Origin of the sequence: Pleionea sp. CnH1-48 (assembly GCF_024124665.1) — a bacterium.
Classification (GTDB): Bacteria; Pseudomonadota; Gammaproteobacteria; order Enterobacterales; family Kangiellaceae; genus JAMXSB01.
This window is the reverse complement of the sequence record NZ_JAMXSB010000006.1, coordinates 274,217-296,990: the sequence shown is the minus strand read 5'-3', so window position 1 is coordinate 296,990 and position 22,774 is coordinate 274,217. Positions and strand designations below refer to the sequence as shown.

Here is a 22,774-nt window from a genome sequence, read left to right as displayed (position 1 = left end):
CAGCCTTTTTTATTTCCGCTGATGAAAAAATACGCTCGACTTTCCCCAGGCAAAGTCCATTTCTTTTTCTTTTATCAATTCAAAATCCGCCGCTCCTTCATACTCTAATAATGAATAACTCACAGTGATGACCTGAACACCGGGAGGGAACTCTCGCAGTTTGATTAGCCAGTCAGTAATGGTGCTGTCTTCTAAAGTAGTTCCAAAAAGATAAACATGAGTAGCTTGGGTTAGGTCGGCTTCTAATATATCAGTGCATTGCCACTCTATTCTGGAGAGCTTAACGAGTCTGGATATCCATTTGGCTCGAGTAATAAAAGCGGGCACACAATCAATGCCTACCATTTGTGCCGATGTAAAACAGCTGCCCCAGAACACCAGACGCCCTCGACCGCACCCCAGATCGACGACCTTAGAGCTAGCAGAGAGCGATAGCTCTTGTATGACTTGGACATAGGTTGTTAGAGGCGTCTCTCCATAAATCTGTCCTTCTTGAGCCTTTTGATTAAAATATCGACGGCATAGTCGATAGGGATTGCTGAAAAAGTACAGAATAAACAACATGACTTCGATAACAAGAAAGCGAGGATGATAGTAATAGCGTTTTACGACAATTAACCATTCCCCAAATTCTTTAAAGATCAGTTTTAATGAAAACAGCATGGAGTGGGCTCTTTAGATACTGTAATGAACATGGTCGTCTTTATTATTGATAGAGATTTCAAACAAGCGTTAGAAATAAAATTCTATCATAAAACGCGTTTAACTCGTGATATAGGTCTACATTAAGCGAGTCAAAAAGAACCTATTATATTGCATTGAAGCATTTTTAAAAAAAGCCTCGAATAAAAATCTCAAAAAGGCTTTCCTGAAAGCTTTATAAATACTAGAAATTAAATTAAATGCTTATTTTTTAGGTTGAAATTTCTATGAAAGGTTTTGGCCATGCTTGACGGAGTAAAGGTGATCTTGAACAATGGGCTGCTCTAAAAACTGGTCGATGAGTTTGTAACAAGATGTCGAATCGCGCAGATATTATTCATGAAAACTTTTGCAAAAGTGTTCTAGATAAAAACTTTCCTGAAGACTTACATAAACTAACACCCCAAGACGTTGGTCTGACCTCTCAAGAAGTTGTTGAACTTTTTGAAAGTCAGGCAATCAGTCGTCATCTTGACTTTGCTTCAAGAAAGCTTGCTGCAAGAAAAGAGAGCTTTTATACCATTGGCAGTGCTGGACATGAAGGAAATGCAGTACTAGGAAAAGTCTTTCGTTATACTGATATGGCATTTTTACACTATCGATCATGTGCCTTTGTCGTTCAACGAAGCCGTCAGGTTGATGGCGAAACACCTGTGTATGATACATTGCTATCATTTTCTGCTTCTAACGAAGATCCTATCTCTGCTGGACGACATAAAGTATTAGGAAGCAAAGCACTTTATATACCTCCTCAGACTAGTACTATTGCATCCCATTTGCCTAAGGCAATGGGAGCTGCTTATTCCATTGGATTGGCAAATAAAATCAAATCTATAGAAACAGACATGCCCGCTGACAGTGTGGTTGTCTGTAACTTTGGTGATGCCTCTGCCAATCATTCCACCGCTTTAGGTGCATTTAATGCGGCTGGATGGGCTGCTTATCAAAAAACGCCAATGCCGATTGTATTTGTATGTGAAGATAATGGTATTGGTATCTCTACCCGAACACCCGAAGGATGGATTCAAGCAAACTTTCAACATAGAGCCGGCTTTGAATATATTTATTGCGATGGGCTTAACATTCTCGATGTATATCAAGCGGCAAAGAAAGCCGAGCGTTATGCACGAGTTAACAAAATGCCTGTGTTTCTTCATTGCAAAACGATTCGCTTAATGGGGCATGCAGGATCTGATGCCGAAGTCAGCTATCGCAGTGTCAAAGAAATCGAAGCTATCGAAGCACAAGACCCTTTATTGCACACGGCTCGAATACTGGTTGAGAACGATATTTTAACACCTACACAAGTGTGCCAGTTTTATCAAGACATCGAAAAGCGAATTGCTCGAGTGGCAGAAGAAGCCATTACCAAGCCTAAGTTAACAACGGCAGAAGAAGTGATGGCATCGATCGCTCCTCAGCGCAACGATGTTGAGCCTATGCCATTGCCAACGGCAGAACAACGTAATGAACTTTTTGCAAAAGATAAGCGTCAGTTTGGCCAGCCGTTGCACATGTCTCGACATATCAGTCTGGCCTTGTCGGATATTTTATTACAGTATCCTAACACCATTGTGTGTGGTGAAGATGTTGGCAAAAAAGGTGGCGTTTATGGTGCAACCATGGGGCTGCATGCCAAGTTTGGTCCTTCTCGAGTGGTGAATACCTTACTTGATGAACAGAGTATTCTTGGTGCTGCAATTGGATTAGCTCACAATGGATTTTTGCCTATTCCAGAGATTCAATTTTTAGCTTATGTGCATAATGCTGAAGACCAGATTCGAGGAGAGGCGGCGACCTTGTCGTTCTTCTCTAATGGTCAGTACTCTAACCCGATGATTGTGCGTATTGCAGGGCTCGCTTATCAAAAAGGATTTGGGGGACATTTCCATAACGATAATTCTTTTAATGTTTTTCGTGATATTCCAGGAGTGATCATCGCTTGTCCAAGTAATGGTCGTGATGCTGCCAAGATGTTAAGAACTTGTGTCGCATTAGCTCATGAGCAAAAGCGTGTCATTATTTTTATTGAACCGATTGCACTGTATATGACACGTGATCTGCATGAGCCTGAAGATGGACTTTGGGCATCGCCTTATGAAGCGCCGGGCGAAGGCGAAGATATTTTACTAGGCGATCTTCACATAGAAGGTGATGGAAAAGATCTATGCATTTTAACTTATGGCAATGGCTACTATTTAAGTCGACAGGCTGCAAAGCATCTCGAAGAAAAAAATATCCGCTGTCGGGTGGTCGACCTACGATGGTTAGCACCGCTTAACGAAGCAGAAATTATTAATGCAGTCGCTGGGTGTGAGCACATTCTTGTTGTCGATGAATGCCGAAAGACGGGATCTATCAGTGAAGCTATTATGACCTGCCTTGCCGAACACAATATTGATGCTCCTTTCTCGCGTATTGCTGCTGAAGACTCGTTTATTCCCTTGGCTGCTGCTGCTAATCTGGTTTTACCATCATGTGAAAGTATTGTTGAAGCCGCGCTTGAATTAACCAATAAGAAAACTCAACACAAAAAGGTGAGCAATTCATAATGAAACAAACTGCTGTAGTGATTTGCCCCGGACGTGGAACATACAATGCCACTGAGCTGGGTTATTTAAAAAAGCATCATAGTGATAAAACAGAATTTATTGCTTTACTTGATCAACAAAGAGAAGCTAACAATCAAACTTCGATCTCTGAACTCGATGCCGCGAGTGCTTACTCGATAAAAAAGCATACTTCAAGTGAAAATGCTTCTTCTATAATCTATGCTTGTGCGGTTGCGGACTTTCAAGCCATTAACCAAGAAAAGTATGACATTGTCGCAATTACTGGCAACTCTATGGGCTGGTATCTTGCACTTGCCTGTGCTGGAGCATTGTCTTATGAACAGGGGATGATGTTGGTAAATACCATGGGCAATATCATGCAGCATCATGGGCAAGGAGGACAGATTCTTTATCCAACCGTTGACGAAAACTGGGTTCATGATGCGCAGTTAAAAGCAACTTTGGATGAAACGGTGGCAGGTGTTAAAAAAGTTGAAGGGACTGAAGTTTATTCATCGATTCATTTAGGTGGGTTTGAAGTTCTTGCTGCGAATAAAAAAGCGCTGGGGTTATTGGCAAAAAATTTGCCACCAGTTCAAGACCGCTATCCTCTGATCTTACCTAATCATGCAGCGTTTCATAGCCCTATCATGAAAAACACATCCAAGATAGCCAAAGAGCAATTATCGGCCACTATGTTTAATGCACCTAATGTACCTTTAATTGATGGGCGCGGGCGTATCTGGCAGTCCTTCTCAACAGATAGACATGCACTATATGACTACACCTTAGAAGATCAGGTTCATGACACTTATAACTATTCTAGCGTTATTGAAACCAGCATCAAAGAGTTTGCGCCCGATAAGCTTATCATCTTAGGGCCTGGTAGCACACTAGGGGCACCAACCGCTCAAGAACTGATTAATCATCACTGGCACAAATTTAACAGCAAAGCTGACTTTATCGAAGCACAAAGTGATGATCCTTTTGTATTAAGTATGGGCATGAATGAGTTGCAGCGCAATTTGGTGACTCAGTAATGAAGAGTAAGAGGAAGTGAACTTCCTCTTATTGACTTTCTACCAAGTTAACAACAAAGGGAATACCTGGCCAAACTTCCAGTTTAAGATCTATGCGCCAGTCTTCCAGTATGTCAGAAAACTCAACGATTGAGCTTGTATCTGATATGGAATCTAGTGTCATGGTTATCTTTTTCTGTTGCCCAGAAGGAACGCTGAAATTTTTGATATGAACTTGTCCTATCTCTATGTCTTTTTTGCTAACAATAAGCTGGCTTTTTTCAAAGTCCAGATCATAAGGTGAAGTGTTATTAATCACTAAATCAAAGGTTAATGATGCCGATGATTGCCCAGATATAAAGTCAGAGAAGTCTGGCAAACTTGCATCGAATGAAGACCAGTCAATATCATACTCCACTTTTAAAATCTGACTTTTATGATGAATACTTATTAACAATCGGCCATGCAAAAATAATCCTGCACCAAGCAGCATTAATGTTAAGCCATAAACGCCCAGCTTCTTTTTCAACTTCATCGGAGGCGTTTTTTTTGCGGTCGCCATCATCTGACTCGCCAAGTGAGTGCCTGCTGGAATTGCGAGCGTAATAAATAGCATATTGACTAAAAAAAGAATGGCGGATGTTTGTGCGAAGTTGAATGAAGTTTTATGGATAATCAATAGACTGAGCAAGATCATTGGCAAGCTATAAAGTACACCAAAAAGCAGAGTGACTAACCCGTATCGGCTAAGCACTTTTAATATTGTGGTGTACTTAATACGATGACGCTGAAAGGTAGGGGAGATGATATCTAGCCCAAAGGTAAAGAACAAAAATAAATAGCTCAAAATAATGGATAGCCATTTTGAGATCGAGTAGGGATAGTAACCAATCCACAGAATAATCAATTGAGCGGTTAAATACAGTAAGAACAGCTTGGTTTCTTCCCATGCCTGAAGTATCAGTGGGAACTCTTTTCCGGCGCCATTGTTATAGGCTGAGTCTTTCTCAAAATGGGCAGAAAAGCGTTCTTTCAACGGAAACAGAAAAATCGAAGCAAAGACTAAGGATGTGCTCAATATCATATTGCTTAGCACGACTTTGGCTTGAGCGGCATAGAAAAAGTGAACAAAGTCTTCTGTCAGATCGTGCCAGGAAGGAGGGAAAAGATAATCCAATAACCCTTGCTTAAAGTCTGCCTGAAAATGATTATATAAACCAATAAACACGGTAAATAATATCAGTGAGGATAAATAATAAAGCAGCATAGATTGGCTGGATGAGCGTCTCAGCTGAGAAATGGATGCTATTGGGGCTCTATAAAGAACCTGTTTGATCTGTTCTACTAGGGTCATTCTTATTCCGGATTTTTGATTCTAGGATCGGTTGCAGTTACACTTTCTGGAGCTATGGCTGTCTAAAATATGCTCTATTTTAGCGCTATACTCGGCTTTATTGGTATTAGTCGTAAATATTGTCAATTCAGTTTTTATTCATTTGCTCATGGTATATTTTACCCCTGAATCTTGGCTGAAGCTGCTTTCAATCTATGAAAAACGCTATGCTATAACCTGATTAATGATTTGAATCACCCTTTGTTGTTTGGACTAATTATGATAACCCTCAAAAAATCTTTCTTACTGGCTGTCGGCTTTCTCCTTCTGACAGGATGCGCGCATCAGCGATTGATGGACTCGGCTCAGGATAATATGCTCGAGGGGCGTTATGAAGAAGCGGTGAATCAGTACCAGCAGGCATTAAAGCTTGAGCCTGATGATCAGAAAACACGAGCGAAACTGGCTCAGGCCCAGACACATTATCGACAATGGCTAGGTGAAGTAAAAAAACTGGCTGTATCTGCTGAGAAGCAAGGCCTTAAGGGCAAGGCCTTGTTGCTGCATGCTAAGCTCGCCGCTGCTCAATATGACCAATCCTCGTTACAGCGTTACAACCAACTTTATGCCGACTTAAAACAAGACACGCAGTTTTTAACCAGGCTTAAGTACAATCAGCGTTTGTTACAACCAGAGTTAGCCAACGGAATTGCCGGACTGAAAGTGTCAACCAAGGCAAAGCATCGTATAGAGGTTCTGCTAGCCCCGGTAAATATTGAGACACGTTCGTTTTCTGAACGACGTTCTGCAGAATATGTTAGTGGCACCGAGACCATTGCAAATCCCGAGTTCTTAGCACTGCAAAACAGCATTTATCATCAGAAAGAGCAGGCTGCCCATACTCGTCGAGAAGCCCGCCGCTTTAGAGAAGACTATCGGCATCTGCAAAGAGATACCCATCAGTTAGAGCAGGAGCTTAACCGCGCCATTTCTCGTCGTAATCAATATCCTGCTAACAGCCCGGAATATCAGCGCTGGAATCGTGAAGTCAATGATACAGAGCGAGATTTAAGGGACATTCGCCGTCGTGCTGACCAAGCTCATGATTACTGGCAGCGAGAGCGAGAACAATTTATCTATTTAGAGGATGAGCTAAATGGCATGTTGCATCATCTCTCTATGATGCCTCCAACGGTGATCCAGGACGTTTACAGTACTTACGAGTACGATGTCACTATTATGCAGCGCTCCGCTCAGTCGGACTTGAAGGTAAAGGTTGATGATCGGATTTATAATGCGCCTATCTCTCTGGTGGATGAAGACACTGAGCATCAGGCCCATGAAATCATTGGCTTAGGCAAAAAGTTAGCGGCGCTCAAGTCGAAGCGTCAAATGACCAGCGATGCTCATCATGAAGCCCGACTGGCGGCTCAGTCATTAATCCGGCAAGCCGTTGCAGAACATAAAAATCAGTATCTAATCAAGGCTGCCCAGCCTGCGGTTACTCCGCAACAGAAGTTTGAGTTATATATTCGCAATGCATTAGCTGGCAAAGAAGGAGCCAGTGGCAGTGTCACCAAGGATATTCAGCAGCATTTGCAGCTGGAGCTAGGGATCGGTGGTTATTTTGACGTTAATCGCTTAATAAGCTTTTATAGTCACTAAAGGTCGCTCTCGCGGCCTTTTTTATTACCTAATAAAGTCAATCAGATATTCTGATGAATGACAGTTTTCAAAAATCTCTAATTTGTGCCATATCTCGCAAGTCTTTTAGCTTGAGCTAAAAGGCGAGCCCTCAAGTTATTATTACTACTGAAGCCTCTGATTTAGAGTCTGCCAAAGTCAAATATTACGATAGTGATTACCCACCACTGGCGAAGTCGAGGCAAACAGGTGCCGACATTGACTAACCCTGGTTGATAAGGTTCAGACAGCTAGCTGCTTTTTAATGAGGCACCGGCGGGGAGGGGGCTTCTAAAGCGCAAAATACATAGCTTGTTATAATTTCGTAGTTGCTGTTCTAGATAAGCCTTTCTATGATAGCGTCTATTCATTATTTAGCCTTGAGAATGATGACGCATACAAGCTTTGAGATATTGGCTGTTGCGCTATTTTCATAACAATTAAAACAGGGGTTCTCATGAAAAAACTCTCCTTGTATTTTCTTTCTGCTGCTATCTCATTTGGTAGTTGCATGACTTATGCAAAAGAAGAAAACGATGCAAATATTTACAGCTCTCTGAAGTTTCGTAACATTGGGCCTGCGGTGACTGGAGGACGAATTGGTGAGTTTGCCTTTAATCCAGAGAACCCGGCTGAGTACTATGCTGCGGTTGCTTCCGGTGGCGTATGGAAGACGTCTAATGCTGGAGTTACCTGGACACCAGTATTCGATAATGAGGCATCTTATTCTATAGGCACCGTTAGTATTGCTCCTGATAATCCCAGTGTTGTCTGGGTAGGTACGGGCGAAAACAACAGTCAACGTTCGGTTGGTTACGGTGATGGCGTTTACAAGTCGATAGACGCTGGTAAAAGCTGGAAAAATGTTGGATTAAAAAATTCTGAACACATCGGTAAAGTTCTCATCGATCCTCGCGACAATGATGTGGTTTATGTTGCCGCACAAGGCCCGCTATGGAACAAAGGTGGCGATAGAGGTTTATATAAAACCACTGACGGTGGAAAAAAGTGGAACAAAGTTCTGGATATCAGTGAGCACACGGGAGTCAGTGATGTTGTGTTCGATCCTGATACGCCAGATACGCTTTATGCAGTTGCTTATCAGCGTCGTCGCCATGTATGGACACTCATCAACGGTGGTCCTGAGTCATCTCTGTATAAATCTACCGATGCAGGTAAAACCTGGCGTAAGATCAACAAAGGATTGCCAAGCGTAGAGCTTGGGCGAATCGGTATTGCGGTTGCTCCGTCAAAACCTGATACGATCTATGCGGTAGTCGAAGCAGCCGATGGTAAGAGTGGCTTTTATCGTTCGACGAATAAAGGTGAAAGTTGGCATAAACAAAGTGGCTACGTATCCGGTAGTCCGCAGTATTACCAAGAGCTTGTTGTCGATCCTAACGATCATAACCGGGTGTACTCGTTAGATACTTATCTGATGGTTACCAAAGACGGTGGAAAAAACTTTAAGAAAGCGGGCGAGAAACATAAGCATGTTGATAATCATGCGCTATGGATTGATCCGAATAACAGTCGTCATCTGATTGTTGGTAGTGATGGTGGTATCTATGAGTCTTGGGATCAGGCTGCTAACTGGTCATTCAAAGATAATATGTCGATCACTCAGTTTTATAAAGTAGCCGTTGATAACGACTACCCATTTTATAATGTGTATGGTGGTACTCAAGATAATGCAACTCTGGGTGCGCCTCATCGAACCAGTCATACCTCCGGTATTCGTAACCGTGACTGGCTCTATACTCAGTTTGGTGATGGTTTTAAACCTGCCATTGATCCGACAAATGCCGATATTATTTATTCTCAATATCAGTATGGCGGCTTGTCTCGTTACGATAGAAAAAGCGGTGAGCGAGTTCAAATACAACCGGTTTCTCCAGATGCCAATGAAGCACAGCGTTTTAACTGGAACAGCCCACTGCTGATCAGCCCTCACAACCATAAACGTCTTTATTATGCTTCTCAGCGAGTTTTTCGCTCAGATGACCAAGGTGATTCCTGGCAAGCAATCAGTCCAGATTTGTCTCGTAATCTGGATCGAAACAAACTCAAGGTGATGGATCGAGTTTGGGGCGTTGATACGGTTGCTAAAAATAAGTCGACTTCTTTCTATGGCAGTGTTGTGTCATTAACCGAGTCGCCTCTGGTTGAAGGGCTTTTATTTGCTGGAACCGACGATGGTCTTATTCAGGTCTCGGCTAATGATGGCAAAAAATGGACACAAGCAGATTGGCCTTCGAAAGTGCCAGATAATTCTTATGTGAGCGACCTGGAGGCATCTTTGTTTAATGATAAGGTTGTGTTTGCGACTTTTGATAATCATAAAAAAGGCGACTTCAAACCTTATGTATTCCGCAGTGATAACCGTGGTGAATCATGGACAAACATTACCAATAATTTGCCCAAACGGGGAACGGTATACGCTATTGCACAAGACCATAAGAATGAAAACTTACTGTTTGTAGGCACTGAGTTTGGTGTGTTCTTCTCACAAAATGGTGGCGAGCAGTGGGTTCAACTAAAGAGCGGCATTCCAACCATTGCCGTTCGTGATATCGAAATCCAACGTCGCGAAAGTGATTTGGTGTTAGCCACTTTTGGCCGCGGCTTTTATGTCTTAGATAACTATGGGCCATTAAGAGAAAGTGCCAGCAAGGTGAAAAAGTCTCCTGCAACGTTATTCCCTGTGCGTAAAGCCTATCAATTTATTGAGTTCAGCCCATTAGGTTTGCCAGGAAAAAGCATGCGCGGTAGTGATTATTATATGGCTGAAAATCCTGAGTATGGCGCGACTTTCTTTTACTATTTGAAAGAAGACTTTAAGTCGCTCAAAGCGCAGCGTCAGGCAAAAGAAAAAGCATTAATTAAAAAAGGTAAAGACGTTTTTTATCCGTCATGGGATGCACTGAAAAAAGAAGACTTCGAGGAAGCTGCTCATATAGTCTTAACGGTGACTGATGCAGACGGGCATCTTGTACGAAGAATTAAAAAGCCTGCCAAGCAAGGTTTCCAGCAAGTAAACTGGGATCTTCGCTACCCAGGTTTCTCCCCCATTAAAGTCGATGGCAAAAATAATTCGGGACCTTTGGTGGTTCCTGGGAAATATCAGGTATCGATCGCAAAGTGGGTAAACGGTGTCGAAACCGATTATCAGCAGAGTCAGACGTTTGAGGTGACGGCGATTGATAATCGCACATTCCCAAGTCAGCAAAGAACACAAGATCTTGCCTTTGATATGAAAGCGGGGCAGCTGGCTAAAGCCATAAGCGGCGCTGGAAAATATATCAAGGAGCTAGAGTCTCGTATTGCACATGCAGAAGCTGCCATTGTAGAAACTTTAACAGCTGAACAATCATTAAAGCAGTCGCTGAGCCAAACAAAACAGCAACTGAAAGAAGTAAAGCTCAAGCTTAATGGTAACTCTGTTGTATCAAAACGCGCAGAGCCTGTTCCAACTTCTGTGAGCGGCTATATCAGTTATCTGCGTTGGAGTCGAAATGAGAGCACGACCAGTGTTTCTGGTCTGCAAAAGCTACGCTTAGAGAGAGCTAACAATGGCTATCAAGAGGTATACAATGCTCTGGTTGATATTAGCAAGAGTATTCAAGCTGTGGAAAATAAGCTATTAGAAAAAGGAACGAATTGGTTGCCAGGTACATTACCTGCGAAGCCGTTAAAGTAATATTGATGATAGTCACCACTTAGGATTGAGTGGTGACTATCTTTTGGATGATTAATGTATCTTATTGTTTTTTAAGTAGTTTGTTAGCAAGGGATTCGCGCTAGTTATTCTCAGGAGAGAGGACTCTGGGTGATTGGTATCTCTATTTCAAAATATTTTGGGGGAGACCAAGGCAATACACCAAGATATAGGCTAATTTATATAAAGTTATATCTAAGTTAAACAATAATAGGCTTTAGAAAAAACTGCGTTGACTATTACCTCTTACAGTATGTTTTAGTAAGACTTTTTGGGCTTATTCGTGTGTTGTTAGGTGCTTATATCGACAAGTCTCGCTGAGCGTGCTCTCTGTTTGAGGCCTTAAATTTTCCGAGCTAGATTCATTGGTTATAGACATAAAAGTATCTTTAGGGGAGAGTGATGAGGCTTTGTCATCTCGTATCAAAATGCCCCATAATATTTTTGGTAAAGGGGTGTGTTTGGTTTGTCTTTAAATAGTTCAGACCCCATGGCCAAAAATGAGACTTCCTCTGGTAGCAAAGGTATTCCTGACGGTGAGCTACCTATCGGTGAGGTCAAGTTCCCTATTATCATTAAGCTACCCATAGGTATCTTCTTCTTATCTTTAGTGATTGCTTTGACTGTTGGCTTGGGATTCTATTATGAAAGTGAAAAGCTATTTTTAGAGAAAGAGCTCGAAGAGCTAAGGATCGAGAGCAGTCTTGTCGAGCCTTTATTAGCTCAGCTTTATGAGCAGTCCATCAATGATGCTAAACTTCTGAGCAAGAGAACTTCTCTTAAAATGTTGTCTGATGCAATGTTAGAAGATAATGAAGTTGCATCTTACTTATGGAAAGTCAGAGTAGAGAAAGAATGGACTGACATTCTACTTCATAAAAATAACTATCTTAATATTCAGTTTATCACCAACCATCAAGGTGTTCGTGAATTAGTCAATGTGACACGAAAAAAAAGAGGGATTTTTAGTAGCAGCGATCACATGCTAAAAGACAGCATTAAAAGGCATTACTTTTCTGATGAAATGGATTTGGATGAAGATGCTGTCAATGTATCACAGATCTACCTTAATGAAAGTAATGGTCGAGTTCTGTTGCCCCACCAAGTTGTTTTTCAAGTTATTGTTCCTACTTATAATGAAGTTCTAGCTGGAGTTACAGTGATTACTGTCGACTTTGGAGTCTTTATTGAACAGGTAAAAAGTACCCATCTTAGCGAGTTAAACTTTTACTTAACTAAAGAAAGTGGACAGTATATTTATCGCTCTGATGACACTGGTGTTTCAGACTTTGCCCTTGATAAAGATGAGTTTATTCAAGATGATTTCTCTGCACTTGCCTCGGTAATTCGAAGTGATGAAAAAGCTGTGCCCGTTCTTAGTTTAGGTGGAAAAAACACTAAGATTTCGGCATCCTTTTTTCGAACCATTGCGTTGTATCAATATGGTAACCAGGACGACATCAATATATTGATTCAGCACGACACTGATAAATTAAGTAAGCAGCTAGACCTGTTTCGTAACAAAGCCTTGAGTCTTGGTGTTGTGCTTGCTCTTATTGCAATGACTCTTGGATTTTGGCTGGCTCGCCAATTCGTTAGCCCACTCACAAAAATGACTCGTGTAATTGAGCACTACGAAAATAATAAACCGTTAGACTTCTTGCCAGTAGAGTCAAAAGATGAAATCGGAGTACTGGCAAGAAGTTTTCATAACTTGCTCTTTCGAGTGAACAACGTTCTTATTAAACAGAAGCAAACAGCGGCCAGTTCACAAGAGTCCAGTGAGCGATTAAGCGCCATAGTTAACTCAGCAGTTGACGGGATTGTTACCGCTGACGAACGTGGTTTTATATTATCTTTTAATACAGCTGCCGAGAACATGTTTGGTCTTAAAGAACAGGATGTCATTGGTCAATCGCTAAATATCTTAATGCCAGAGAGGATGGCTAAACATCATGACTATTTTATCTCTGATTATTTGAAAGAACGTGTTAGTAATATTATGGGGAGAAGAAGAGAGCTTGTTGGTCTTCGAAGTAATGGCGAAGAGTTCCCTATCAATATTGCAATATCGGAGGTGAATACTCAGGATGGCGTTATTTTTACGGGATTGATTCGCGATATATCCGAACAGAAAAGAGCTGAGCAAGCGTTAGCTGAAAGTAATAAGCAACTTGAGCTGGTCATTGAAAGTACAGCCGTCGGTATCTGGGACTGGCAAGTTCAAACGGGAGAAACTTCGCTTAGTAAGCGTTGGGCTGATATCGTTGGTTACACTTTGGAGGAACTTGAACCAATCAATATAGATACCTGGATTAACTTGGCACACCCCAAAGACTTCGAGAATTCTAAGTTGTTGCTGCAACAATACTGGCGCGGTGAAACTGAACGTTACTTTCAAGAAGTTCGTATGCGCCACAAGGATGGTCATTGGGTATGGGTTTGGAATACTGGTCAGGTTGTTGAGTGGGATGAGTCCGGCAAACCGAAACGAATGCTTGGTATTCATCTCGACATTATGGAGCAAAAGAAAGCTGAGTCTGAGCAAATGGAATCATTATCCTTGCTGGAAGCAACTTTAGAGTCGACGAAAAGTGGCATTTTGGTAACTAATGGTCTGGGGAGTATATTAAGAACCAATGCACGGTTTTTAGATATGTGGGATATTCCTGAGGATATGGCTAAGAACGGAGAGGAAGCGGCCATGTTATGTCATGCATCTGAACAGCTGATCGAGCCTGAGTTATTTATAAAACGTATTGAACAGTTGCACAAAGACAAAGACTCAGAGTCCGTTGACACTCTATTCTTTAAAGATGGACGAGTTTACGAAAGAACTTCAAAACCAATGACGGTAGCTGGGGAGGCTGCTGGACGAGTATGGAGTTTTCAAGATATCACGTTGAATAAAAGTGCTGAGCTCGCGCTAATAGAAGCTAAAGATGCGGCAGAAAATGCAGCCCGTTACAAATCGGAGTTTCTGGCGAGTATGAGCCACGAAATTCGTACACCTATGAATGGTGTGCTTGGCATGTTGGGGTTATTAAAGCAGAGTGAGCTTACCAAAGAGCAGGAGCATTATGTTTCTTTGGCACGTTCTAGTGCCGACTCTTTGCTTACCATTATTAATGATATTTTGGATTTTTCTAAAGTGGAAGCAGGGAAGCTGGAGCTTGAAGTATTGGATTTCAACTTACGTAGCCAGTTGGGTGACTTAGCTGAATCGATGGGATTAAAAGCTCAAGAAAAAGGTTTAGAGTTAATACTGGATGTGGCCGGAGTAGAGCAGTCAATGGTTAAAGGCGATCCTGGGCGATTGCGTCAGATATTGATGAATTTGATTAGTAATGCCATTAAATTTACAGAGACTGGAGAGATACGCGTTACCGCTCGTTTAAAAGAGCTTTCATTCGAACAGTTACAATTACACTGTATTGTAGAAGATACCGGAATAGGCATTGCACCACAAAAGCTCAGTGGATTGTTTGAATCATTTACCCAGGTTGATGCATCGACGACACGAAAGTATGGCGGCACTGGACTTGGACTCGCAATTGCTAAAGATCTTTGCCAATTAATGGGCGGTGATATTTCTGTCGACAGCGAAGAGGGCAAAGGAACCCGATTTAGTTTTTTGGTTATGTTGAAAGAAAGTTCTAAATCGAGAAAAGTGGTCCCTGATGTAGATATTAACGAAATGCCTATTCTTGTTGTTGATAAGAATGCAACTAATCGAGAGGTATTAAGTTGTCAGTTTAGGTTATGGGGTGCCAGAGTTTTTGAAGCAGAAGATGCTGATAGGGCGCTTAATATGCTGGAAGAACGTGCCAGCTTTTCTAAAGAGGAGTTCTTTAAAGTCGCTTTTATTGACAAAGACTTAAAAGGTGTCAATGGCATTGAGTTAGGAAAAAAGATTCGACGTGAGAGTAAGTTTGATAGCATGAAGATGATTATGATGACATCGATTGGTCAGCGAGGTGATGCCAAGCAACTCGCTGATATTGGCTTTTGTGCTTACTTTCCGAAACCCGCCACAACGGCAGATCTTTTTGATGCCTTGGCAGTTGTATTGGCTGGAGGCGATGTTCTTGAAGAAGCCAAACCTTTAGTGACCCATCATTATTTGTCGGAATTGCGTCATGAAGGTTTGGAAAAAGAAAAACGAAACCTTAGTATGGAGGCATTATCAGATATTCGCTTGCTTCTGGTAGAAGATAACTTTGTGAATCAGGTTGTCGCTAAAGGTGTATTAAAGAAGATTGGCTTGGCGTGTGATATTGCTGCCGATGGAAGTGAAGCCATCAATACTCTGACTCAGGCATCAGAAAGCGAACCCTATGAGCTTATTCTTATGGATTGCCAGATGCCGGTTATGGATGGATATGAAGCAACTCGAAATATTCGTTCTGGTGAAGCTGGATTGCGGTACAAGAATATTCCTATCATAGCAATGACGGCTAATGCTATGAAAGGAGACAGAGAAAAGTGCATCCTGTCCGGGATGAACGACTATCTGACTAAACCTGTAGATGTTAAAGCGCTCGAGAATAAAATCCGATACTGGATGTCTGAATAAACTGAGTAGATTTAGGTTTTGGATAAATAAGGATCTACTCAACAATCATGCGCTTCTGATAAAGCCTACTGACTCGCTTTTTCCTCCGTTTTTAATAGCGTACGTACGCCTTGTAGTGCCGCAGGATGAAAAATAGTGGCATGACTTTCTTGTTCCATTGGCGAAAACTGCCACACTAGATTTGAAGGTGCGTGTTTTTTAAGAGCTCCAACAAAGTGATCCAGAGCTTTACGCATGTCACCACCTTCATTGCCAATCGTGATAAATAGCTGAGCACTTCTTAATAATTTATGAGGGTCGAGTTTATTCTGAGCACTTTTCGCCAACGCTTGATTATTCCACCACATTGAAGGACTTACCGAAATATAACCACTAAAAGCATTAGGTGTTTCTATGAAAGTATCTAGTACAAAGTGACCAGCTAGAGACTCTCCCATAAGGATTCTCTCATCCGACACTCGCCAATGAGCATTTACGAAAGGCTGAACTTCTTCTATTAAAAACTGGCGAAATTTTATCGCGCCGCCATTTTTAGGGATGCTTTTAATATCTTCGGGGACAATGGACTTTGTTGTGAGATCATAATAACGATTAATTCCTTCTATGCCGACCAGTATAAAGGGGCGTATTTTTCGATAATCTGCCGCTAGCGATGCAATGCCCATAATATGAAAGAAATCTTCATGCAATCCGCCATCGAGTAAGTAAAGGACTGGGTATTTTTTGGAGCCTTCGCTATAGCCGGGTGGAAGGTAAATATTAATTTTCCTTTCTTGCTTTAGAGCTTTTGAGTTTATAGGGTAGGTACTACCAAGAGTAATGGCTTGTCCGTTGGGTGGAGGGCTTTGGGATAGGGATGGAAATGAAATTATGATTAATAAGAAGGAAAAAAGTTTAGTGTATGGAGTTTTAAAAGGCATGATATACAGCTCACTTAATTCAAATTGTTCCTAACATAAATGCTTTTATCCTTTGGCCCTATTCCTCATGATAGGTAGTTGGAATCAGAAGCTAACAAAAAAGCCCATCAACAAGTCATGCTAATGGGCTTTTATTATTGGCATTTTATCATCGATGCTTTATTGCTATGGATTCCATTGAGCATTTAGAGCAACGCCCGAAAAACTGGAATATCCATGAATACTGATATGCCAGGTGTCTGCAGCAGGATTGTTAAAGCTACAACTTTCGTTGTTGCCATTCTTCCACGGACGACAGTCATAACTCGATGATGTGGGTTGAGAGCCTCGACGCACATAGACATCGGCATCTCCACTGCCTCCACTGATATTGACTGACAGCGAAGACATGCCTGCTGGAACGTCGATAGTGTAGTGGAGCCATGCATTCGATGCGCCTGATAATGATGACTTCGAGAAACTTCCACCAGTATTGGTATCTTCCGAATAGGTTCCTGTCAGGTTGGTTCCTGAGTAGTTTGCATAGCCGTTTAGCATGACGTAGTAGCGACCTGCCTGAATATTGCTAATAGTACAGGTTTCATTGTTGCCATTTTTCCACGGGCGACAATCATAACTGGATGTGCTGGGCTTGTTACCAAACTTAACATAAAGGTCAGCATCACCAGAGCCACCATTTAATGCAAAGCTAAGAGAAGTTGCTGTCGCTGGCACATCCAGATAATAGAATGCTTCAGAACCTTTTGATCCACTGATCCCCGTCACGGCCTGACCATTAGTAAGTGCTGTTTCTCCTGGGGTTCCACAATCAGGATCCGTTTGATAGTTTAATAACAACTTCGGAGCATTGCCTTGTTCTTTCGAATTGATATCAATCCCATCAGAAGTGCCACCCGAGGCAATCATAACGCCATTGTTATTACCTTGTAGCCAACCCTGAACGATGGAAAGACCATGGCTTGATAATGTAATGCTTTGCAGGCCGGTGCTACTCGGATTAAATGAGGCCATCAATGAGCCATGATTTGAACCGTTAACAGAGTTCCAGGTTGCATTGCTTTCTGTCCAGCTGTTTGAGTTCTGGTAAATATTGTAAGCACCGCCAGACTGGTTAAATACATTAAATTGAACTTTTGCACTGGTGATGGTTGAGCAAGCTGGAACGTTTGATAAATCCCACTTGATCAATGTTTTCATTTCTCCATAAGTAGAATCGCTTCCATCGGCAAGTAGTCCTTCTGAGCTACCATTAAAGTTTTGGCTGCTTTGCGTTTTCGAAATAAACGTATCATCCGTTGCCGACAGTTCTAAATCAGAACCACCACTGTTACCAGAGTCGATTACTGAGCGGCCATCGGCATTTTGAGTTAAGCGCAGAACTTCGCCGATATTATTTGCATTCCACCAGTTAACATTACCAGGCAACAGAGTTGGATCATTCGCACGTTGTGTGCGGCTTAAGGTGCTGGCACTGCTATCAAACTGTGCGGTGCGTACTTCGATATTGTCATTGGAGACGGTAATGACTTTAAACTGTTGGATGCTGGCTAAATCAATAGTCCATGACTTGGGATCATTTGCCGAGCGAGCTGGAGCACCCCAGCTGCCTTCACCCACGTACACCGTTCCGCCAGAAGTCGTTGCTGTAAATGAACTACCGGAAGGGCGAATAGATTGAGTAATTTTGTTGATGTGCGTGTCTGACTCGACTACCAGGTTCATCGCTCGGTTATAGAAGTCGTCTGCCCACCAGTTAAATAACTCGGTATTGTCTGACTTGCCAGTGTAGTGAGGGAACATGGGTTTATGGTATTGCGCAAAACGCCATTTGGCAGAGCTGCCGTTAGACTGTAAGTCACTGCTTAACCAGTTATTCATTGCACTGGCGTAGGAGGACCATCCGCTATTTTTAAACTGACTGTTGAGTGTATAAACTCGAAGCAATGGTGAAATATTAAAGCCACCATAAGTGTCACTTGGATTACAGTTGCCATCGTTGTTGTAATCAACACCAAACACTTCACACAAGGTTTGGTAGTTGTTGTCTTCATGGTTACCGTGAGTAGGAATCAACGGATAGACACGTTTGTAGGCTATGCCATCGATGGTGTCACTCGAAAATGTAAGTTGCCAATCTTCCAGAAACTGATTCATTTCTGAAGCGTTATTGGCATTAGTAAAGTCACCACCGTGCATAATAAACAAAGGGCGAACCTTAGCAACTAATTGATTTCCTTGGCGGCGATTAGTCCAACCTGTTCGTGTATCACCACCGGCAATGGCTACATAAGGTTGATTATCAGTGGGAGCTGTTTTAAACCATAATCGATCACCACAACCGCTAGAGTCGCACACTCTAAAATAAACTGGCGTGTTAGCGTTAAGACCATTTAAACGAACAAAGTGACTGGTTAAAGAGCTGCGAAATACTTCGGTCGATGTTACCTGGCGAGTTGCCCATTGTGACTCGTTGGTTGAGTAGCCAAACTTTACATAAGGAGAGTTACTGCTGCCATCTGGTGAAAAGGCGATAACAGCATTATTTGCAGGGTTTTGGTCCCAGATAACTCGGTAGTGTTTGGTTGCAGCAGTGGCATGGTTGGCAAAAAACAGCGACGTTGCGAACAAAGATGCCAGAGAGATTGTCGTTTTCATAGTGGTCTCCGGAATAATAGATGGCGCGACTATACAGTAGAATTTTTACTATTTGATTACATTTTAGTCGTGCAGAAAAGGTACCGGTTGGCAAAATTCAATTTTATTGGCAAAAGCGTTTTATTTGATTAAAGAGAGTGTCTTTTCTGTTTTAGTTTCTGCGACCAGTCGCACAAATGCAGCATTGCGATAAGGAATAATTATGGCTTCACCTGTGATAAAGTTAACAGCGTAAGCGCCGTGGCCTAGATGCTTAAAAGCGCCTTCTAATGGTTGGTTCGCTGTTGATGTCCAATAGTCACCGCGCTTGGTGTGAGGGAAAAAATCTTTTGCAATGGTGGCTTCTCCCGGACGAAGATCATGGCTGACTAAAGTGAGCAGTTCTTCTTTCGTTGGCAAACGCCATTGATGAATACCGCAGGTTTGTTGTTGATTCGCTCGGCGAATGAGATCGTCGGTATCACAGCGATTTGGTTCAAAGTAACAGTCGCCCCGATCAGCTACACCCATGTTGTTGAGCTGCCAGGAGTAAGTCCAGTAGGCATCATGGATATTTTCGGCATCGTTTTTTACTTCCCAGACAAGCCCTGTTTTTTGATCTAAAACGCAAGACCATGGACCTGCCCACGGAGCAATGGGTTGTCCTGAGCTGTTGAGCTTTTGATAGCGCTGAGACATTGGTTTTTCTGGAAGTTCTGGTTTTGATATTGCCGCATAGATTGCAAACACAATAAAAACAAATATTAGTGATAGAGCTCGGATGATCATTATGAATCCTGCCATTGAAGTTGCAGAGCGCGACTGTGTCGTGTATGCGCAATTTGTGCATGATCAAAAGCAGCAATCCACAAACAAACACCTGATTGCAATTTCACATCATTGTTTGAACCTGTATCCAGTTTACGACTTAACTCCAGAGACCATTTGCCATTGTTCCATTGGGCGAAGGCTCGAACGTCAGCTCGATCACCTTCAAATCGGTTTGAACGATACATCACGGATGGCATGATGGTGCCAATAGGATAATTATCCTTGGCTTTTTGGTATGGTTCGTATCCAAACCATGGAATTATCCAGTTGAGAGCTGAAGCATTATCAGACTGTTGAAAGGAAGCAAGCTGTTGTGCGGATTTGGGCAGTCGTTTGGGCGTAATGATGTCTTTGTTATACCACTTCCAGTTCATAACGTAAGCGCCGGACTCTTTTCCATCTGGAGTATAGCCTGCGGTATATCGCCTATCTCCTGGGCGAGCGGTTTGTGGTTTACCAAAGAAATTATCATCCGCTAAAATCATATCGTTGGTTCGAACGGCTTTCCAATGCCAGATGTCTGTTTGCTTCGTAGAATAGCTATAGTGGTAACCCTTGCCATGCCAGTTGGCAGGTTTGTCACTCAAAGGCTTTGGCCCCAAATGAGCGGTGGCCGAGCCACCTGCATCACAGCTATCCGATAACATAACCGCGAGTTTGTCTTCATAGAATTCGGTTTCATCAAATTGATAGAAGCCAGACTGTTGGATCTGCCAACCATCTGCTGTTTTTTTCAATGGCAGATGCTTTAAGCTTTTGGTGGGATCTTGCCACTCGATGTGAAAAAAAGCCTCGACACCATTCTCAATAGTCTTTATCTGTACTTGCGTACTGCCATCAACAAAGTTAGCACCACCATAAGTCCATACAGAAACAGGCTCAATCGATTGCCAAATGGATTCATTTGCTTGGCCATCAATGTTGATCAGTTCTTTGATATCCACTTTGTGGACAGTAAGAGGAATTGTTTTTTGTGTGGATAATGCAAAGTTTAATAGCAGGCCAAGTGTCAAGGTGGCCACAACCATTACGCCGTGAGTTTTTCTGTTAGTGGGTGAAGTCACTAAAATAAACTTAATGACTTTCATTCCATATTGCACAAAGTAGATCGCTGCATGAAGCAGTATATAAAGACAGATGCACAGAGCCGCGTAAAAATGGATATCATTGAGCCATGCATTAGGCAGTAGTTGCCAATAAAGAGCGGCGCCTGTAAGCATGATGCAGATAAAAGTTAGATAGCCAAACCAGGTGACGACGCGATGATAAAGGCTGACGTTTGGCTGACTCGATTTTGTTGTTCGCTTTAATCCAAACTGGTAGATAAGAAAAGCAACGGTAATGGTGAGCAGGACTAAGGCGCCTGCGTAGTGCCAGCGATGCATTAAACCTTGAGGCAGTAAGCCGTTTAATACCATGATTTCTGGTCGGCTTTGAGTAGCAATGCGTAAGCCTGTTAACAGGTTATTAAAAGTAACCAGAATAAGGCTAAGGTGGAGGGCCACCCAAAAGAGGCTTGAATTCACTGACAGTTATCCGCCTGAGTTTGGCATTGAGGTCGAGGATGATATGTCAGTAAGATTACATTCTTATGGCAAGAAAGCGCTAACCTATTTCACAGTTTTTATGTTTGTTAGCGCTGTGGTGGGATGAGAGAACTACTTTTTTAGCACTATGCGATAGCGAGCATCACCTTTGCGCAAGGCAGCAATGGCTTCGTTGGCTTGATCAAAAGTATATTCTTCGACGACTGGAGCCAGTTTATGGTGTCCCGCAAACTCTAGCATCTGCCTCATCACTGCAGGGCTTCCTACTGGTGAGCCCGATACAGAACGTTGCCCACCAATCAGTGAAAACACGCTGATGTCCAGTGGTTCCAAAGTCGCGCCGACAAAATGAAATCGACCTTTAGGGCTTAAGGTGCTCAGGTAGAGGTTCCAGTCTAATTTGACATTGACCGTTGACAGAATGTAGTCAAAACGTCCACTCGCTGCCATAAGCTCATCCGTATCGCGAGAGTTGAGTGTATGGTGAGCGCCTAATTTTACCGCTTCCTGACGTTTACTTTCGCTGGACGTAAAAGCGGTAACTTCACATCCCCAGGCGTTTAGAAATTGCAGCGCCATGTGACCAAGACCGCCGATACCAATAACGGCTACTTTATCGGTGGGTTTGATATCAAATTGGACCATGGGGTTATAAACCGTAATACCACCACAAAACAGCGGGCCTGCGCTGGCTAGATCGATGTTGTCAGGAATTGGGACCACGCTATGGGCCTTGGCGCGCACTTTGTCTGCAAAACCGCCATGATGGCCAATGATGGTGGCTTGTGAATCCGAGCAAAGATTGTGCTCTCCCGTATGGCAGTAATCGCAATGACCGCAGTAACCTGAGTGCCAGCCGAGTCCGACTGCCTGGCCTGACTTTAAATGAGTTATCTGGCTACCTGTCTGCGCTATGTGTCCAACGACTTCGTGGCCAGGTACCAAAGGATATTGACTGTTGCCCCAACTGTTGTCGATCACGCTGATGTCGCTATGGCAGATTCCACAGTAAGCAACATCGATTTCAACTTCGTCAGGTTGAAGTGGGCCTGGATCGTATTGATAAGGAGTTAACTCACCGCCGGGCTCTTGTACCGCAAGGGCATTAATCATAGAGGGATCCTCTAAGGCTGTTGTATTAAGTATTGTTTAGTTAAATCTGGGCACTAAGGCAAAAATCAAATAGCTCTAATGAGATAGATGCTTCTTATTTTAATAGACTGACCGAAAAAGAAGCAGTTGTTACCAAGATTGCTGTC

Annotated in this window: 12 protein-coding genes; 5 read left to right on the top strand and 7 right to left on the bottom strand. The window is 42.5% G+C overall.

Annotated features, from left to right (window positions below):
* Positions 1-9: 9 nt before the first annotated feature.
* Positions 10-663, bottom strand: coding sequence for a class I SAM-dependent methyltransferase (locus NH399_RS11670; RefSeq protein WP_253040412.1), 654 nt, complete (start codon positions 661-663; stop codon positions 10-12).
* Positions 664-1,016: 353 nt separating this feature from the next.
* On the opposite strand from NH399_RS11670, the gene NH399_RS11665 reads away from it, so the two are divergent.
* Positions 1,017-3,254: an alpha-ketoacid dehydrogenase subunit alpha/beta gene (locus NH399_RS11665; protein ID WP_253040411.1), complete on the top strand. Its 2,238-nt coding sequence runs from the start codon at positions 1,017-1,019 to the stop codon at positions 3,252-3,254.
* Positions 3,254-4,294, top strand: a complete 1,041-nt coding sequence (locus tag NH399_RS11660; RefSeq protein ID WP_253040410.1) for an ACP S-malonyltransferase — start codon at positions 3,254-3,256, stop codon at positions 4,292-4,294. The genes NH399_RS11665 and NH399_RS11660 overlap by 1 nt, the downstream gene beginning before the upstream one ends.
* Positions 4,295-4,322: 28 nt before the next feature.
* On the opposite strand, the gene NH399_RS11655 is transcribed toward NH399_RS11660, so the two are convergent.
* Positions 4,323-5,627: a hypothetical protein gene (locus NH399_RS11655; RefSeq protein ID WP_253040409.1), complete on the bottom strand. Its 1,305-nt coding sequence runs from the start codon at positions 5,625-5,627 to the stop codon at positions 4,323-4,325.
* Positions 5,628-5,885: 258 nt separating this feature from the next.
* Between NH399_RS11655 and NH399_RS11650 the strand changes: the two genes are divergently transcribed.
* From NH399_RS11650 to NH399_RS11640, 3 genes are all read left to right on the top strand, one after another.
* On the top strand, positions 5,886-7,271 hold the full coding sequence (locus tag NH399_RS11650; protein WP_253040408.1) for a tetratricopeptide repeat protein: 1,386 nt from the start codon (positions 5,886-5,888) through the stop codon (positions 7,269-7,271).
* A gap of 475 nt (positions 7,272-7,746) precedes the next feature.
* Positions 7,747-10,989, top strand: coding sequence for a hypothetical protein (locus NH399_RS11645; protein ID WP_253040407.1), 3,243 nt, complete (start codon positions 7,747-7,749; stop codon positions 10,987-10,989).
* 484 nt (positions 10,990-11,473) lie between these two features.
* Positions 11,474-15,583, top strand: a complete 4,110-nt coding sequence (locus NH399_RS11640) for a PAS domain S-box protein (protein ID WP_253040406.1) — start codon at positions 11,474-11,476, stop codon at positions 15,581-15,583.
* A 65-nt stretch (positions 15,584-15,648) separates the two neighbouring features.
* On the opposite strand, the gene NH399_RS11635 is transcribed toward NH399_RS11640, so the two are convergent.
* The 5 genes from NH399_RS11635 to NH399_RS11615 form a co-directional block, all read right to left on the bottom strand.
* Positions 15,649-16,503 carry an alpha/beta hydrolase gene (locus NH399_RS11635; protein WP_253040405.1) on the bottom strand — a complete coding sequence of 285 codons (855 nt, stop codon included), beginning with the start codon at positions 16,501-16,503 and terminating at the stop codon, positions 15,649-15,651.
* A 165-nt stretch (positions 16,504-16,668) separates the two neighbouring features.
* Positions 16,669-19,158 carry a pre-peptidase C-terminal domain-containing protein gene (locus NH399_RS11630; RefSeq protein WP_253040404.1) on the bottom strand — a complete coding sequence of 830 codons (2,490 nt, stop codon included), beginning with the start codon at positions 19,156-19,158 and terminating at the stop codon, positions 16,669-16,671.
* A gap of 120 nt (positions 19,159-19,278) precedes the next feature.
* The gene (locus tag NH399_RS11625) at positions 19,279-19,926 is read right to left on the bottom strand and encodes a DUF1566 domain-containing protein (RefSeq protein ID WP_253040403.1); all 648 of its coding nucleotides are present in this window, start codon (positions 19,924-19,926) and stop codon (positions 19,279-19,281) included.
* The gene (locus NH399_RS11620; RefSeq protein ID WP_253040402.1) at positions 19,926-21,494 is read right to left on the bottom strand and encodes an ethylbenzene dehydrogenase-related protein; all 1,569 of its coding nucleotides are present in this window, start codon (positions 21,492-21,494) and stop codon (positions 19,926-19,928) included. The genes NH399_RS11625 and NH399_RS11620 overlap by 1 nt, the downstream gene beginning before the upstream one ends.
* A gap of 132 nt (positions 21,495-21,626) precedes the next feature.
* Positions 21,627-22,628 carry an NAD(P)-dependent alcohol dehydrogenase gene (locus tag NH399_RS11615; protein ID WP_253040401.1) on the bottom strand — a complete coding sequence of 334 codons (1,002 nt, stop codon included), beginning with the start codon at positions 22,626-22,628 and terminating at the stop codon, positions 21,627-21,629.
* Between the last annotated feature and the right edge of the window lie 146 nt (positions 22,629-22,774).

Bases quoted from the DNA above. Each gene is read 5' to 3' on its own strand.
- NH399_RS11630 (WP_253040404.1), bottom strand. From the start codon at position 19,158: ATGAAAACGACAATCTCTCTGGCATCTTTGTTCGCAACGTCGCTGTTT.
- NH399_RS11625 (WP_253040403.1), bottom strand. From the start codon at position 19,926: ATGATCATCCGAGCTCTATCACTAATATTTGTTTTTATTGTGTTTGCA.
- NH399_RS11615 (WP_253040401.1), bottom strand. From the start codon at position 22,628: ATGATTAATGCCCTTGCGGTACAAGAGCCCGGCGGTGAGTTAACTCCT.
- NH399_RS11645 (WP_253040407.1), top strand. From the start codon at position 7,747: ATGAAAAAACTCTCCTTGTATTTTCTTTCTGCTGCTATCTCATTTGGT.
- NH399_RS11635 (WP_253040405.1), bottom strand. From the start codon at position 16,503: ATGCCTTTTAAAACTCCATACACTAAACTTTTTTCCTTCTTATTAATC.
- NH399_RS11665 (WP_253040411.1), top strand. From the start codon at position 1,017: ATGTCGAATCGCGCAGATATTATTCATGAAAACTTTTGCAAAAGTGTT.
- NH399_RS11670 (WP_253040412.1), bottom strand. From the start codon at position 663: ATGCTGTTTTCATTAAAACTGATCTTTAAAGAATTTGGGGAATGGTTA.
- NH399_RS11655 (WP_253040409.1), bottom strand. From the start codon at position 5,627: ATGACCCTAGTAGAACAGATCAAACAGGTTCTTTATAGAGCCCCAATA.
- NH399_RS11660 (WP_253040410.1), top strand. From the start codon at position 3,254: ATGAAACAAACTGCTGTAGTGATTTGCCCCGGACGTGGAACATACAAT.
- NH399_RS11650 (WP_253040408.1), top strand. From the start codon at position 5,886: ATGATAACCCTCAAAAAATCTTTCTTACTGGCTGTCGGCTTTCTCCTT.